The sequence below is a fragment of the Larsenimonas salina genome, assembly GCF_023736155.1.
GTDB lineage: Bacteria > Pseudomonadota > Gammaproteobacteria > Pseudomonadales > Halomonadaceae > Larsenimonas > Larsenimonas salina.
In genome coordinates, this window is record NZ_JAMLJJ010000002.1 from 369,092 (window position 1) to 385,280 (window position 16,189).

Below are 16,189 nucleotides of genomic sequence, written 5' to 3' on the forward strand. Positions count from 1 at the left end.
TGGCCGCCACTTTTGCGTGGATGGCATGAACGTTCAGGAGCAGTTCTTCGATGGTTGAAACGGTCTCTCTCGACCAGGCGGCGGCCTGGCTTCACACCGGCAAGGTATTGGCGTACCCGACCGAGGCGGTTTGGGGGGTTGGGTGCGACCCCGATGACGTAAAGGCGCTCGAGGCGCTTTTAGCGCTTAAACAGCGTGACCCGGCCAAGGGCGTTATTCTGATCGCGGCGTCGATTGAGCAGTGCGCGCCTTATCTTGACGGTCTAACGTCGTCGCAGCGTGAGACGCTTGCAGCCCATTGGCCGGGGCCGACCACCTTTTTAGTGCCGGATAACGGCCGGGCCCATCCGCTGGTGGGCGGGGCGCACTCAAGCATCGCGCTTCGAGTGACCGACCACCCGCTGGTGATCGAGCTGTGCACCGCCTTTGGCGGCCCGCTGGTGTCGACGTCTGCCAATCAGGCCGGCGCCCCGCCGTGCATGAGCGCAGAGGATATTCACACGCATTTCCCCAGGGCCCATGACCTGGCGATATTGGATGGCGTGCTCGGCGGGCGAGCCGCGCCCAGCCGGATCATCGATCTCGACAGCGGGCGCGTTCTGCGTTGAGCCTGCGGCAATCTGTGCCGTGTGCTCGAGCACGCAGGGGTGTCGCTTATCGGCGCGATCACCGACAATACGCGCGTGATGCGATCCTCAAGCGATCGATATGTTCAATGACCGGCCATCTTTAAGGGGTTGCCCCATGTCCCATGCCTATCTCGACACCGTGAAATCCTTCCTGCTCGATTTTCAGGACCGACTCTGTGACGCCTTGGCCGAAGAAGACGGTGATGCCGAGTTCAAGGAGGATGCTTGGACGCGCGCAACAGGCGGCGGCGGGCGTACGCGTGTGCTTGAAAACGGGGCGCTGTTTGAAAAAGGCGGGGTCAATTTTTCTCACGTTTATGGTGAGGAGCTTCCGGCGTCGGCGACCGCGGCGCGGCCCGAGCTTGCCGGCCGCAGCTTTCACGCCACCGGCGTATCGTGGGTGCTTCATCCGCATAACCCGTTCGTGCCGACAACCCACGGCAACATCCGCTTTTTCATCGCTGAAAAAGAGGGCGAAGACCCGGTGTGGTGGTTTGGCGGTGGCATCGATCTGACGCCGTACTACCCGGTCTATGAGGACGTCATCCATTGGCACAAGACCTGCAAGGCGGTCTGCGACCCGTTCGGCCTTGATGTCTATCCGCGCTACAAGGCGTGGTGCGACGAGTACTTCTATCTGAAGCACCGCGATGAAACCCGGGGTGTGGGCGGGCTGTTCTTCGACGATCTGAACGAGTGGGATTTCGACACCTGCTTTGCCTTTCAAAAAAGTGTGGGAAACCACTTCGCCGAAGCGTTTTTGCCGATCGCATCGGCGCGCAAGAACACCCCCTATGGGCCAAGAGAGCGCGCGTTTCAGGCTTATCGCCGCGGGCGCTACGTCGAGTTCAATCTGGTGTATGACCGCGGCACGCTGTTCGGGCTTCAAAGCGGCGGACGCACCGAGTCGATTCTGATGTCGATGCCGCCGGTGGCGGAGTGGCGCTATCAGTGGACGCCGGAAGAAGCCTCCATCGAAGAGACGCTCTATCATGATTACCTTCACGCCCGTGACTGGCTTGGTGAGGCGGACACCGAGTAAGCGATGGCTGCATGTACGTCGGTCCCTTGAGGCCGTAACCGAAAAACGCCGGCGCTAGCGCCGGCGTTTTTTTGGCCGCAACAAGAGCGTGCTACAGTGCCCTGATTTCCAAATTATAGCGATGCCCACGTCATGAGCGATCTTTACTGCGTATTCGGCCACCCCATCAGCCATTCCCGATCTCCGGCGCTGCACGCGGCGTTTGCAGCGCAAACCGATCAGGCGCTTCATTACGAGGCGCGCGACCCAGGCGAGGCGTTCGAAAGCGCCTGGCATGCCTTTGTCGAGGAAGGCGGCCTTGGCGCCAACGTCACCGTGCCGTTCAAGGAGCGGGCCTATCGTCTGGCTGACCGGCTGACCGAGCGTGCGAGCCGCGCAGGCGCGGTCAATACCTTGATGGTGAACGCACAGGGACAAGCACTTGGTGATACGACCGATGGCGTGGGCCTATTGCGCGATCTTGTGCGGCTGCAGGCACGACTTGAGGGCGGTCGCATTCTGGTGCTGGGTGCTGGCGGCGCTGTGCGGGGGGTACTGGAGCCCTTGCTCGAGACTGCCCCGGCAACCGTCATGGTGGCCAATCGAACCGCGTCGAAAGCGAGTGCGCTTGCTGAGGCGTTTAAAGACCTTGGGCCAGTCGAGGGGGGGCATTTCGATGATGCAACCGGCCACTTCGATGTCATCATCAATGGCACCAGTGCAAGCCTTGGCAATGAGTTGCCGGCGCTTCCCAACGTAACGCTTGATGAGACAACCCTTGCCTACGACATGATGTACGCCGCGCGCCCGACGGTGTTCATGACGTGGGCCGAGGCATTGGGTGCCCGCACCTCTGATGGGCTGGGCATGCTGGTGGAGCAGGCCGCGGCGTCATTTGAACTCTGGCGCGGCGCAGTGCCGGAAACCGAGCCGGTTCGCCGCGCGGTACGTCAGGCCTTGACCGCGACCCTGCTTGATGAGGTGCCCTGACGCCATGATGTCGGCGCCGGGGCAGTCACACTATGGTTTCAGGCGGTTGCAGTTGGGTGTGCGTCCGGCCGACTTGGCACTGGTGTAGAGCGCCTCGGCCTCGCTCATGCGGCCTTGAAGATCGCCGATGCGACGGTCGTTGCCCGGGTGGGTCGACATCCATTCGGGCGGTTGGCCGCCGCCGGCGGCTTTCATGTTGTTCCAGAGCGCAATGCTTGCCTCGGGATCAAAGCCTGCCTTGGCCATCAAATCCAGCCCAAGTAGATCCGCTTCCGATTCCTGTTTGCGAGAAAAGGGCAGCAGTACGCCGTACTGAGCGCCCGCACCTAAGAGCGTTGCAAGCTGTTCGCCGCCGCCGCCGACGGCGCTGACCACGCTGAGTCCGGACTGGGTCACAGCCTGGGTCGAGACGCGCTCGTTGGCATGGTGCGCGAGAACGTGGGAGACTTCGTGACCGATCACGGCCGCGAGCTGGTCCTGATTCTCGGCCACATCCAAAAGACCGCTGTAGACGCCGATGTAGCCGCCAGGCAGAGCGAACGCATTGGCCTGATCACTTTTGAACACGGCCAGATTCCACTGTTTTGGGGCGCCTTCCTCTGTGACCTGGTCGGTGATCGCATCGGCGACGCATTGAACGTATTGGCGCGTCTTGCCCTGAACTTCCGGCAGTTTCTGCTGGTAGGTGGCAAAGCTTTTCTGCCCCATCTGCCCCAGCTCGTCGTCTGAATAGAGCGAGAGCTGAGAGCGGCCGAGAGGCGAGGTCGAACAGCCGCTCAGCACTGCGCCGAGCAGACCTAGAATAAGTGGGGTCTTCCATGAACGTCTTGCCATGCGGGTCATGCGCTCCTTGTGGCGGTCAAGTTCCCTTGGTTCGATGCCACCTTACAGCGCTCTGGCGTTAAGTTAAATGTGTAAAAGGATAAGGATCTGTCATGAACGAGGCACTGAGTACGCGCTTGATTCATTTACTGGATCGACTCGAGCCGTTTCTTCCGCCACAGCGCGACCCGATCGACTGGGCGCGGGATACGGCAGCGCTGTGGCAGCGCCATCCCCTGGGCGGCCAGTTGATCGCGGTCGAGCCCCGCGACAGCCTGACGCTGTCGGAGCTGGTGGGTATCGAGCGCCAGCGCGACGCCCTGGTGAGTAATACGCGCGCGTTTCTGGCCGGTCGGCCGGCCAATCATGCGTTGTTGTGGGGGGCACGCGGCTGCGGCAAGTCGTCTCTGGTGCGTGCGCTCATCAATGAGCTTGGCGTTGAAGGGCTTCGATTGATTCAGGTCGACCGGCTCGACCTGATCAGCCTGCCGACCCTTGTGAATGAGCTTCGCGATCAGCCTTATCGGTTCGTGGTCTACTGCGATGATCTCTCGTTTGAAGGCGGTGACGACGCCTACAAGGCACTCAAGAGCGTGCTCGATGGCACGTTGACCGGCCCGCCCGAGAACGTAGTGCTCTACGCCACCTCCAACCGACGGCACCTGCTGCCGGAATCCAGCCGAGACAATGAGCAGAGTCGCGTCGTCGGGCAGGAGCTTCATCATGGAGACGCCGTTGAGGAAAAGATCTCGCTGTCGGACCGATTCGGTCTATGGCTGAGCTTTTACCCGTTCGATCAGGCGACGTACCTGTCGGCCTGTGCGCATTGGCTTGATGTGCTGGGCGGTACCTGGGACGAGTCTGCCCGTGAGGCGGCGGTTCGGTTCGCAACCGCCCGCGGCGTTCGAAGCGGGCGCGCCGCGTGGCAGTTCGCGGCGCAGTGGGCGGGCAGCCAGCCAAAGTAAGTCTTCAAAAAGGAGGCTCCCGGTTGCCCGGGGCTACGCCGTTTAAATGCAAGGCGCTGTAAGGCGCCTTTTTTATTGCCTATTTCGTGGTTACCGAATTTTATAGGTGTATTACCGTTCACTTTAGCCGTTACTACTTTTACCCATTGTTAAGGCGTATGGCATGAACGGGACACTGTCGACTTTCAAGCATCCGAAATCGCTGACTGCGTTTGGTATCCTGCTGATCGTGATCTTTTTCAGCTATATGATGTCAGCGTCGTTGCGTCACTCCAATGAGGACTGGCACGAAAGCCTTCATAACGACACTGTTATTCATCAGCAGGCTCTGTCCAAGATGCTGGACTTTAGCGTTGACTCGATGAGACTGCAGGTCGAATTGATTGCCGCAAATACCGCCCTTGATGAGCTGGTAAAGCAGTGGTTGCGCGCCGAGGACAGTGCGGCGCGGGCGGCGCTCAAAAGACGTTTTGACGCGCAGATGGCGCCTTATCGTCGAGCCATCGAGACAAGCAATGCGGACTACCTCGCGATCTACGCCCCTGGCGAGGCATCGCCGTTGTTCGAATACGGCCAGCCGTTTGGCGTATTTGATCTACCTTTAGCCTCGCCCCGTGTCGATACAACGGACAGCGCATCACCGATAATCCACGAAGACCTGGGTGTCAATCAGCGCGTTACGGGGTATTTCGATGCGCCCGATGCCGCGCGCGCGCGCCTGGGGCGAATCGTGATCAGCGATTCGCTGATCGATAATTTCTACGCGCTTTCGAAGACGCTCGATCTTGTGGTTACCCCCGTCGTGGCGCCGTCCTCCTGGGTCGGCCAGTCTCTCGCCGGGTGGCGCGTGGCCGATGAGTCGAACGAACAGGCCCGAGCACTTCTGTCTCGGCTCGAGGGAGCGTCCGAGCGACAGGTTTCTCTTGGTGAGCGCACCTACTACGCGGCGGTGGTGCCGCTTGGCACCCCTGGCAATCTTCATGTCCTCGTTGCCGAGGACATTACCGCACGAGCTGAAATGCATCGGTGGCATTACCTGCAAAGCATCGGGCGCTGGTGCATCGGCATGCTGCTGGCGTCCTGCGGGCTCTTGATCCTGTTGGTTGCCCATGGCCGGTCGACGCGTCGTCAGATGAGTCAAACGCAGCAATCGCTCGAACGTCAGGTCAAGGCGCTGCGGGCGCTCAATGAAGTGTCCGCCAACCGAAAGCTCGAGCTCGATAAACGCATCTCGCATGCGCTTGCCATTGGCTGTGAGTTTCTGAATCTTCCGATCGGCATTGTCAGTCGCATCAACGGCGACGATTACATCGTTCGCTTCCAGTGCTCGCCAGAGGGCGCACTGAAGGGTGGTGAGCGGTTTTCGCTGAAAGATACCTATTGCGGTATCACGCTCGAACAGGATGGCATGTTGGCCTTTTCCGATGTCGAGCAAACGACTTATCTGGATCATCCGTGCCATCGCGTCATGCAGGTCAAGTCTTATATCGGCGTGCCGCTTTGGGTCGGCGGCATGCGCTACGGTACGGTCAACTTTTCAAGCCCGGCGGCGAGAGAGTTTGAAATGACCAGCTTGGACGAGGAGTTTTTGCTGGCGCTGTCGCGTTGGGTTGGTACCGTCATTCACGTCGCCCATGAAGAGCAGCAGCGTAACGAGTTGATGGCACGCATGGGCAAGGTCAGCCAGCACCTGCCTGGCATGATTTATCAGTTCCGCGAAGATGTGGATGGCCATACCTCCTTCCCTTATGTCAGCGATGGCATCAAGGACGTTTACGGCGTTACCCCAGAGGGTGTGCGGTTTGACGCTTCAGCCGCCTTTGCCCCCATTCATGAAGAAGATCTCGCCGCCGTGGTCGACTCCATCACCCGCTCGCGGGAGCAACTGGTGCCCTGGAGTATCGATTACCGTATCCGGGGTGATGCCGGGGAGGTGCGCTGGATGCGCGGCAGTTCCACGCCTGAGCGCGAACCCGACAACGCCACCACCTGGTACGGGTTCATTTACGATGTGACCGATCAGAAGCTGGCGGAAGAGGCGTTATTGCAGTCAAGTCAGCGACTGGAGGCGCTGATCGAGGCGTCGATCAGTGTTGCCTTCATTGCCATGGATCTTGACGAAAACATCACCCTGTTCAATTCGGGCGCTCAGAACCTGTTTGGTTACCGGGAAGATGAGGCGCTCGGTCGATCAGCGCAGTCACTGTTACTGCTGTCCAACGAGGTGGATGCCTACCATGAGAAACTGTGTGACGAGCTGAAAACCTCTGTGAGTAAGCAGCACGTTCTGGTCGAGAAGGCGCGCAGGGACGGTGAAGAAACACGTGAATGGAACTGTCGCACCCGTACCGGTAGCGATATCACGGTGTCGCTGGTTTTGACCTCCATCAAGGATCAGCAGGGGCAGCCGGTGGGCTATCTGGCCATTGGCCAGGACATCAGTGAGCGCAAGCGCATCGAGCGCATGAAGAGCGAATTCGTCTCAACCATTAGCCATGAACTTCGAACGCCTCTGACGTCCATTTCGGGCTCGCTTGGACTAGTGACCGGTGGCGCCTTGGGTGAGCTTCCGGAGCAAACCAAGAGCATGCTCGACATCGCGCACAAGAACGCCAAGCGCTTGAACGTTCTTATCAATGACCTGCTGGATATGGATAAGCTGGTGGCCGGCAAGATGCGTTTCGACATCGAAGTGCAGCCATTGGCGCCGCTGCTTGAGCAGGCGCTTCTCACAAACGAGGCCTACGCGACCCAGTTTGGAGTAACGCTCGATCTGGAGCTGAATGAGCCTTGCCATGTCGCGGTCGATGCCGACCGTTTCCAGCAGATCATGGCCAACTTTCTGTCCAATGCCATCAAGTTCTCTCCTGAGGGTGATCGGATCATCGTTCGTGCACGGCCTTCAAGCCTTGGGGTTCGCGTCGAAATCGAAGACCATGGGCCAGGAATCTCCGAGTCGTTCAAATCAAAGATTTTCGATAAGTTTTCCCAGGCCGACTCTTCGGATACCAAGAAAAAGGGCGGTACCGGTCTTGGGCTTGCGATCAGCCGTGAACTGGCGTATCGAATGAATGGACAGGTCGGGTTCGACTCCGAGGAAGGCGCGGGCAGTGTCTTTTATATCGACTTGCCTCGAGTCGAGTCATCGAGCGCTCATGATGTGGTCGAGGATGCGGGTGATCTGCGGCCTTCGGTGCTTATCGTTGAGGACGATACCGATGTGGCCGGGCTGCTGTCGGATCTGATTGAGCGATGGGGGTATCGCACGACGGTTGCCCATACGGGCAAGGCGGCGCTCGAGATGCTTAAGCACCAACAGTTCGACGCCATGACGCTTGACATGATCTTGCCCGATTTTACTGGTACCGACCTCATGCAGCGCCTGCGCGCGGATGAGCGCTATCATGACTTACCGGTCATCGTGATTTCGGCGCACATGGCCAACGGTTCATTGCAGCTGACGCGCGGCGTCAAGGCGCTTGACTGGTTGAACAAGCCCCTGGATGAAACCCGGTTGTTGAGCGTACTGCGCAAGGCAATGGGCACCGGAACGCACCGAGGGCGCATTCTTCATGTCGAGGATGACAGTGATCTCCACCATGTCATCGCGACCATGTGCCGACGCGTCGCCGACCTTGATGCCGCACCGGACCTGGCCACGGCGCGGACCCTGCTGTCCGAGCATGACTATGACCTGGTGCTGCTTGATCTTGGTCTACCTGACGGGTCCGGGTGGGAGCTGATGCCGCTGATTCAACAAAAGGCCAACGTGCCGCCGGTGCTGGTGCTTTCAGGCAGTGAAGTAACGGCCGAACAGCAGAGCCGGGTGTATGGTGCGGTGGCTAAATCACGTATTTCCAACGAAGCGTTTGTCACTGTTCTTCGCAAGGCGTTGAACGAGGGCCAGGCAGGGGGTAGTTTAAATGACTGAACTCAAGAGTATTTTGCATGTGGAAGACGACCCCTCGATTCAGGCGGTCGCACGTGTGGCGTTGGAGACGGTCGGGGGGTTCGAGGTGACAGGCTGTGATGACGGCCAGCACGCCCTGGAAACGCTTGCCGGATTCAAGCCGGATCTGATCCTGATGGATGTGATGATGCCCAACCTCGATGGCCCCAGTACGCTCAAGAGGCTTCAAGCAGACCCCGAGCTTTCCCGCATTCCCGTCGTGTTCATGACCGCGAAGATACAGCCGGCCGAGGTGGAGGAGTATCGGGCAATCGGTGCAGCAGACGTACTTGAAAAGCCGTTCGATCCGATGACGCTCGCCGATCGTCTCAAGCGAATCTGGGAGGATGTCCATGTCGACCCCTGAAGAGGTTCAGGAACAGCTCGCGGCACTGAGGGCCAATTACCAGATCCGGTTGAACTCCGATCTTGCCGATCTTCATCAAACGGCGCTTGAGCTCAGTGAGTCTCTCGATGACCACGTTCGTCTCAAGACGCTGCGCGATGGGTTGCACCGCATCGCGGGCTCGGCCGGCTCGTTCGGGTGCGCATCGATCGGGCTTCGCTGCCGTGATTATGAGCAGCGCACACAGATGTGGCTGGATTCATCGGCCACGCCTGAGGCCGTGCGCATGCTTGAGCTGTGTCAGGGGCTGAGCGTGCTCAAAAGTGAACTCGAGCAGATGACCAAGGGGGGGGAAGAGGCCTCAGCGGCCGATGTCGATGTTCCGGCACTCGACTCACCAGTGCGCATCAGTCTAGTCGGTAGTGAGTCATCGGAGCATCGCGGTATCGCCGATGCGCTCGAGGGCTTTGGGTACGCGGTGACGCTTGATTCCAACCCGAAGGCGCTGGCCCAGGGGGGCGCACGTCCTGACGTGGTGATCGCCGGCTATCAGTCACTTGATCCTGAACTCAGTGCGCTGTTTGAGCCCAAGGGGGCGCCGGCGCTGATTCTTCTGGATCGTACCGACTCCTTTGACCGCCGGCTTGAAGCCGTGCGCCATCACGCGAAGGGGTACTTCGTGTATCCCATCGATATCCCTCGCCTGGAAGCGCGCATTCGGCGCCTGGCGAGCCGTCATACTCAGGATCCGTACCGGGTGGTCATCGTTGACGATGATGTTGAGCTTTCCGAACATTTTCGGCTGGTGCTCGAGGGTGCCGGCATCGACAGCCGGGTCGTGAACGAGCCGTCGCACATTGTCGCTGCTCTGCGGGACCACTTGCCCGACATTTTGATCGTCGACATCAATATGCCTGGATGCAGCGGGCCGGAGCTTGCTCAAGTCCTAAGACTTGATGATGACTGGCTCAAGGTCCCCATTATTTATCTGTCGGCTGAAACCGATCAGGATCGGCGGGCCCTTGCGATGCGCCAGGCCGGTGACGATTTTCTGGCCAAGCCGATCGGCGACGGCGAACTGGTCAGTGCGATCAAGGTGCGCGCGCAGCGCTCCCGGCAGTTAAGCGAGGCACTCGAGCGCGACGGTTTGACTGGGCTGATGAAACATGCGGCCCTGAAGGAACAGCTTGAGATCGAAGTGTCACGCGCCCAGCGCATGGACGCTCCGGCGAGTGTGGTCATGATCGACATTGACCGCTTCAAATCGATCAACGATACCTACGGTCACGCCACTGGCGATTACGTCATCCGGCTTCTGGCCAACCTGCTGCGTCGGCGCCTTAGAAAGCTGGATACGGTTGGGCGCTATGGGGGAGAGGAGTTTGTCGCCATCTTGCCGAACTGTTCACTCAAGGACGCCGAGCGTATTTTCAATGAAATTCGGCTCAATTTCAGTCAGCTCGATTGCGTGGCCGGAAAGGAAAGTTTTCGAGTGTCGTTCAGTGCAGGCATTGCCCCCATCGGCCCATCGAGCCATGGGGAGCAAGTGCTGGAAGCCGCCGATCAGGCCATGTATGAGGCCAAGACCGGCGGGCGCAATCAGGTGCGTCTTGCAGGCAGTGCGGACTAACGGCGGCTCCGACGCGCTTCCTTGGTGCGCGCCAGCTGGCGTGCCTTGGCCTTTTCGCGATCCGTTGCCCCCTGATTCGAGTCATAGGGGTTGTCGTTGGCGCGAAATTCGAAGCGAATCGGGGTGCCGCGAACCTTCAGTACCTTGCGAAACGTATTGATCAGGAACCGTTTATAGGCGTCCGGCAGGGCATCAACCTGATTGCCGTGCACCACAATGATGGGTGGGTTACTGCCGCCCTGGTGGGCCATTCGCAGCTTGATGCGACGACCGCGCACCAACGGTGGCTGGTGTTCGCCGACCGCGTCCTGAAGCAGTGTGGTCAGGCGGTTGGTCGACCAGCGTGCGGTCGCGCTCTTGAAGGCGCGTGTGATCGAAGGGTAAAGATCGCCAACGCCGGTTCCGTGCAGCGCTGAAATGAAATGCATGTCGGCGTAGTCGGCAAAGCCGAGCCGTCGCTTCAATTCCGAGCGCATCTTCTCCTTGGCTTCGCTTTCAAGCCCATCCCATTTGTTAACCGCCAGCACCAGGGCGCGACCAGTGCTTAGTACGTAGTCGAGCAGGTGAAGATCCTGTTCGACAAGGCCGGTGCGGGCATCGAGCACCACAATGGCGACGTTACACTGTTTGATGGCGTCGAGGGTCTTGATGATCGAGAACTTTTCCGCCGCTTCGGTGACATTTTTTCGGCGTCGAATCCCTGCCGTATCGACCAGAACGTAGGGTTTTCCGCGTCGCTCGAAGGGAATCTCGATCGCGTCCCGGGTCGTACCGGCCTGGTCGAAGACCACGACACGCTCTTCGCCGAGCATGCGATTGACAAGCGTTGACTTGCCGACGTTGGGTCGGCCGACCACACCGATTCGAATGCCCTGATCGTTGTCGAGCTCCGGATGAAGCAGGTCCTCCTGCTCAGGGTAGGGCTCGAGCACGTGCTCGATCAGCTGCGAGACGTTACGGCCGTGTTCTGCGGCAATGGCAATCGGGTCGCCAAGGCCCAGCGTCCAGAAGTCCGAGGTGGCAATTTCTTCCTGCATACCATCGCTTTTGTTGACCACAAGCCAGGTCTTTTTCTGGTTCATGCGCAGGTGATTGGCGATGGCTTCGTCGGCCGGCATCAATCCCGCGCGCGCATCGACCATGAAAAAGACGATGTCGGCTTCATCGATGGCCAGCAGTGACTGCTCGGCCATGACAGCGTCGATGCCCTGTTCGTCACCGCTGATTCCGCCGGTGTCGATCACGGTAAAGGGCTTGCTGCCAAGCTCGCCATTGCCGTAATGACGGTCGCGGGTGAGGCCTGAGTAATCGGCAACGAGCGCGTCGCGAGAGCGGGTCAGGCGATTGAATAGAGTGGATTTGCCGACGTTGGGGCGGCCGACTAGTGCGATAACGGGATTCATGAGGCCTCGGCGTGACACGTGACTGCTTGAAGCGGATAGGGATTGACGCGCAATGGATGATTGCAGGGCGCCTATGATAGCGCATATTGCTCGAACGGGGAAAAGAGACGGCCTGCATGCGTTGAACAGGCCGTCAGGGCGTGTATCAGGGCGTCTTCTTGGGTTTGAAAGACACCACGTCGCCGTCGTTGGTTAGGGCGAACAGGGATTGGCCGTCACTTTGCAGTCCAACACTGATACCATTGCCGCCAAGCCCGGTACGTCCAAGCAGCGCGCCGTTACGCGCGTCGAGGGCGTGTACGTAGCCTTCAAAATCACCGACATAGAGTCGCCCGCTCAAGATGGCAGGTGCGCTGAGCTTGCGGCCCTCGAGATCGTCGTTTTGCCAGATAAGCTGCCCGGAGCCTGCATCGATGGCCAGCACGTCGCTTTTGGCGTTAACGGTGAACAGGTAGTCACCGGCCAGTATCGGCGTCTGGTAGCTCGATTCATCCCGCTGCCAGATAACCTGGCCATTGCGAGCGTTGAGGGCCATCAGCTTACCGTTGTAGCTGGTCACGAATAGGCGACCGTCCTGGCTCAGTACCGGCTGACCGTTCAGGTCGACCAGCTGATCAACTTCGGTTCGCCCCTTGGGTACAGCGACCTGGCGACCCCAGAGTGGCGCACCGTTGCGATTGTCGAACGCCATCAGACGGCCATTGGCAAAGCCTGCGAACGTGACGGGTTCGATGGTCTTGGGTGTGCCGCTGCCTCTGAGCGTGAGCGAGGGCTGTGATGCGGTATAAAGCCATTTTTGTTCGCCGGTAAAACGGTCAAGTGCGGTCAATGACCCATCGATGCCTTGAACGATTACCAGACCGCTGTTGAGCTGCGGCGGCGCGAGTACTTCACTCGATACGTTCTGATTCCAAGCCACCTTGCCGCTGTCGCCATCGATGGCCAGTACGTGACCATCCTGCGTGCCGACATACAGACGCCCGGCGTCATAGGTCAAGCCGCTTGAAAGCGCGTAATCGAGATCCACGCTCCAGTTGATCTTGCCGGTATCGTTATCGATGGCCTCGATGTGGCCCTCGGCGCTTGCCGCGTAGAGTGTGTCGGACCCAAGCGCCGGCGTGATCGGATAGCGGGCACGCCCGAGGCTGCCGACACCTTCCGACCATTGCTCGTTGAATGAGATCTTGGGTGTAAGATCGGTCAGTGGCTTAGGCGGATTGGCAGGCGGATTGCCGGCGCAACCGGCCAGTAAGCCCACCAGCGCAGCTGGGGCAATCAGGCGGAACATGCTCATGGCGTCTCCTCGGGCGCGAGATCGTCGATTTTAAGTTGAAGGCCGAAAATCGGCAGATCGGATTGTTGGGCGTGTTGCTGGGCGGCTTTATACGCCTTGAGTGCCTGCTGGTCTTGACCGAGCGCCTGATGGGCATCGCCTCGAACGGCCTCGGCGTAGCCTGAGAGCGGGCCATCGGACAGTGATGACAGTGTCGACAGCGCGTCTTTCGGTGCGCCCTCACCGAGCTGCAGTCGAGCCAGATTGATGCGCGCGACACGCTCGATGTAGGCGTCTTGGTTACGCTCGATCAATCCCGACAGGATGTTGCGTGCACTGTCCATCGACCCGTCCTGTACGGCAAGACGCGCCTGAATGAGCGTGGCCAAGTTGGCGTAGAGCGTATCACCGTCCTTTTGCTCGATGGTGTCGATCAGCTCATTGACCTGGGTGCGAGTTTGACCGTCGATTGTCTGATTTTGGCTGACCAGCTGAATCAGCTGCTGGTAGCGGCTGGAGGCCTCGGCCGCCTGGCGCTCCTGATGATCCTGCCAGTATTTCCAGCCGAACACGGCGATGCCAGCCAGTACGGCGCCCACGAGGATCGAGCTGCCGGAGGATTTCCACCAGCGCTTAATGGCGTCTACCTGGTCTTCTTCACTTCTCAATTCGTCTGCCACAAGGCACTCCTAAATGACCTGTTCGTCAGCGGGCGTTGGGAAAGCGCTCGGCCAGCAACGGCGCAAGTTCTGATACGTCGAGCGTCTGCTGCTCGAGCGACTCGCGCATGTACTTGAGGCTGACCTTTTGATCGCGAAGCTCGTCTTCGCCCAGTATGAGCGCAATGTCAGCGCCGCTGCGGTCGGCCTTTTTCATCTGGCTCTTGAAACTGCCACCCCCACAGTGCACCTGAAGGCGAAGCCCTGGCAGCGCATCTCGAAGTGACTCGCCCAAAAGCATTGCCTGACGTTCGGCGGTCTCGCCAAAGGCCATGAGGTAGACATCGACCTGTTGATGCAGATCGCCCGGGACCAGGCCCAGCGTATCGAGCAGCAGCACCAGACGTTCGACGCCCATGGCAAACCCGACCGCAGGCACAGACTTGCCGCCGAGCTGTTCGACCAGGCCATCGTAGCGCCCGCCGGCGCACACCGTGCCCTGACTTCCGAGGGCGGTGGTGGTCCACTCGAATACGGTACGGTTGTAGTAATCGAGTCCGCGCACCAACCGCGGGTTGACGACGTAGGGGACACCGGCGCTATCGAGCAGGCTTTTCAGCGTCTCGAAATGCGTGCGGGAATCGTCGTCCAGGTGATCCAGCAGTTGAGGCGCCTGCTCGATGATGTTTTGCATCTCCGGCGTCTTGCTGTCGAGGATGCGAAGCGGGTTGGTATGCAGGCGGCGCTTGGCATCCTCATCAAGGGCATCCATATGCGCGCTGAAATACTCGATCAGACGCTCACGATACGCCGCGCGGGCTTCGTTGGAGCCGAGTGAGTTGAGCTCGAGGGTCACGTGCTCGGTAAGGCCGAGCTGTTTCCAGAGGCGGGCGGTCAGAAGGATGGCTTCGACATCGATGTCCGGGCCGTCAAGGCCAAAAATCTCGGCACCGACCTGATGAAACTGGCGATAGCGGCCTTTCTGGGGGCGCTCGTAGCGAAACATCGGGCCCGTGTACCAAAGCCGTTGCGTTTGATTGTGCAGGAGACCACTTTCGATCGCGGCGCGAACGACGGACGCCGTGCCTTCAGGGCGCATCGTGAGGCTTTCACCGTTGCGGTCGTCGAAGGTGTACATTTCCTTTTCGACGATGTCGGTGACTTCGCCGATCGAGCGCTTGAAGAGGTGAGTCTGCTCGAGAATCGGGGTCCGAATTTCCTGATAGCCATAGCGGCTCATCAAACTGCGAATGTGGCCTTCAAAATATTGCCAGAGCGGTGACTGCTCCGGCAAAAGGTCGTTCATGCCACGAATGGCTTGTATCTTGCTCAAAATCAACTCCTGAACCAGAGCCGGCCATGGTTGCCGGCTCGCGCATTATTATCGACCGTCGCTGATGATCAGCTGGTCACGGGCGGCTTCCTTGGCGGCCGCCTTTTCACGAATCAGACGCTCTAGATCATCGACCAGATGATCGTTTCGAAGCTTGCTGGCCGGTTTGCCATCGATGTACACGAGGTTATTCGGACTACCGCCGGTCAGGCCTAGATCGACCTCCTTGGCTTCGCCGGGACCGTTGACCACGCAACCGATAACCGCTACATCGATGGGGGTCATGACGTCCTCGAGCCGTTCTTCGAGCGCGTTCATGGTGCTGATGACGTCGAAATTCTGGCGTGAGCAGCTCGGGCAGGCAATGAAGTTGATGCCACGAGAGCGAAGCTTCAGGCTCTTTAGAATGTCGAAACCGACCTTGATTTCCTCGACCGGGTCGGCGGCCAGCGAAATGCGAAGGGTATCGCCGATGCCTTCCATGAGCAGCATGCCGAGGCCGACCGACGACTTGACCGTGCCCGAACGGAGCCCGCCGGCTTCGGTGATGCCCAGGTGCAGCGGCTGTTCGATCTTGTCCGCAATCAGCCGGTAGGCCTCGACTGCCATGAACACATCGCTTGCCTTAAGCGAGACCTTGAAGTCATGGAAATCGAGCCGGTCAAGATAATCGATGTGGCGCATGGCGGATTCGACCAGCGCCGCCGGTGTGGGTTCACCGTATTTTTTCTGAAGGTCTTTTTCGAGTGAGCCCGCGTTGACGCCGATACGAATCGGAATGCCGTGATCGCGTGCGGATTCGACCACCGCCTTGACTCGATCTTCACGTCCAATATTGCCCGGATTGATGCGCAGGCAATCGGCGCCGAGCTCGGCCACTCTAAGCGCGATGCGGTAATCAAAATGAATGTCGGTGACCAGTGGGACGCTGACGCGTTTCTTGATTTCGCCAAACGCCTCGGCACAGTCCATGTCGGGAACGCTGACGCGGACGATGTCACCACCGGCGTCAGCGATCTTGTTGATCTGCGCAACGGTTGCATCGACGTCCAGAGTATTGGTGTTGGTCATGCTCTGAACCGTAATCGGCGCATCGCCGCCGATCGGAACCGAGCCGACATAAATTTTGCGTGAAACCCGCCGGGTGATCGGTGATTGGCTGTTCATGG

13 protein-coding genes are annotated in these 16,189 nt (G+C 59.4%); 7 read left to right on the plus strand and 6 right to left on the minus strand.

The window, feature by feature from the left end:
* The first annotated feature begins 50 nt into the window (after positions 1-50).
* The 3 genes from tsaC to aroE all read left to right on the plus strand — a co-directional run bounded on the left by tsaC (position 51) and on the right by aroE (position 2,640).
* Positions 51-608, plus strand: coding sequence for an L-threonylcarbamoyladenylate synthase type 1 TsaC (gene tsaC, locus NAT23_RS06965; RefSeq protein WP_251926701.1), 558 nt, complete (start codon positions 51-53; stop codon positions 606-608).
* Between the two features lie 136 nt (positions 609-744).
* Positions 745-1,671, plus strand: a complete 927-nt coding sequence (gene hemF, locus NAT23_RS06970; RefSeq protein WP_251926702.1) for an oxygen-dependent coproporphyrinogen oxidase — start codon at positions 745-747, stop codon at positions 1,669-1,671.
* Positions 1,672-1,803: 132 nt separating this feature from the next.
* On the plus strand, positions 1,804-2,640 hold the full coding sequence (gene aroE, locus NAT23_RS06975) for a shikimate dehydrogenase (RefSeq protein WP_251926703.1): 837 nt from the start codon (positions 1,804-1,806) through the stop codon (positions 2,638-2,640).
* A gap of 30 nt (positions 2,641-2,670) precedes the next feature.
* Here the strand turns inward: aroE and NAT23_RS06980 are convergent, their stop codons facing one another.
* Positions 2,671-3,483, minus strand: coding sequence for a M48 family metallopeptidase (locus NAT23_RS06980; RefSeq protein ID WP_433962195.1), 813 nt, complete (start codon positions 3,481-3,483; stop codon positions 2,671-2,673).
* Positions 3,484-3,575: 92 nt separating this feature from the next.
* Between NAT23_RS06980 and NAT23_RS06985 the strand changes: the two genes are divergently transcribed.
* The 4 genes from NAT23_RS06985 to NAT23_RS07000 all read left to right on the plus strand — a co-directional run bounded on the left by NAT23_RS06985 (position 3,576) and on the right by NAT23_RS07000 (position 10,352).
* Positions 3,576-4,427 (plus strand): ATP-binding protein, encoded by an 852-nt coding sequence (locus NAT23_RS06985; RefSeq protein ID WP_251926705.1) that lies wholly within the window; start codon positions 3,576-3,578, stop codon positions 4,425-4,427.
* 163 nt (positions 4,428-4,590) lie between these two features.
* Complete coding sequence (locus NAT23_RS06990) at positions 4,591-8,358, plus strand: response regulator (protein ID WP_251926707.1); 3,768 nt, start codon at positions 4,591-4,593, stop codon at positions 8,356-8,358.
* Positions 8,351-8,743: a response regulator gene (locus NAT23_RS06995; RefSeq protein ID WP_251592122.1), complete on the plus strand. Its 393-nt coding sequence runs from the start codon at positions 8,351-8,353 to the stop codon at positions 8,741-8,743. Before NAT23_RS06990 ends, NAT23_RS06995 begins: the two co-directional genes overlap by 8 nt.
* On the plus strand, positions 8,730-10,352 hold the full coding sequence (locus NAT23_RS07000) for a diguanylate cyclase (RefSeq protein ID WP_251926709.1): 1,623 nt from the start codon (positions 8,730-8,732) through the stop codon (positions 10,350-10,352). The genes NAT23_RS06995 and NAT23_RS07000 overlap by 14 nt, the downstream gene beginning before the upstream one ends.
* On the opposite strand, the gene der is transcribed toward NAT23_RS07000, so the two are convergent.
* The 5 genes from der to ispG all read right to left on the minus strand — a co-directional run bounded on the left by der (position 10,349) and on the right by ispG (position 16,187).
* Positions 10,349-11,755 carry a ribosome biogenesis GTPase Der gene (gene der / locus NAT23_RS07005; RefSeq protein WP_251926711.1) on the minus strand — a complete coding sequence of 469 codons (1,407 nt, stop codon included), beginning with the start codon at positions 11,753-11,755 and terminating at the stop codon, positions 10,349-10,351. The genes NAT23_RS07000 and der overlap by 4 nt on opposite strands.
* Before the next feature lie 145 nt (positions 11,756-11,900).
* Positions 11,901-13,049 (minus strand): outer membrane protein assembly factor BamB, encoded by a 1,149-nt coding sequence (gene bamB, locus NAT23_RS07010; protein ID WP_251926714.1) that lies wholly within the window; start codon positions 13,047-13,049, stop codon positions 11,901-11,903.
* Positions 13,046-13,708 carry a YfgM family protein gene (locus NAT23_RS07015; protein ID WP_251926716.1) on the minus strand — a complete coding sequence of 221 codons (663 nt, stop codon included), beginning with the start codon at positions 13,706-13,708 and terminating at the stop codon, positions 13,046-13,048. Before NAT23_RS07015 ends, bamB begins: the two co-directional genes overlap by 4 nt.
* 25 nt (positions 13,709-13,733) lie before the next feature.
* On the minus strand, positions 13,734-15,023 hold the full coding sequence (gene hisS, locus NAT23_RS07020) for a histidine--tRNA ligase (protein WP_251926789.1): 1,290 nt from the start codon (positions 15,021-15,023) through the stop codon (positions 13,734-13,736).
* Positions 15,024-15,068: 45 nt separating this feature from the next.
* A complete protein-coding gene (gene ispG, locus NAT23_RS07025) occupies positions 15,069-16,187 on the minus strand; it encodes a flavodoxin-dependent (E)-4-hydroxy-3-methylbut-2-enyl-diphosphate synthase (RefSeq protein ID WP_251926718.1) in 1,119 nt (372 codons plus the stop codon).
* Positions 16,188-16,189: the final 2 nt, after the last annotated feature.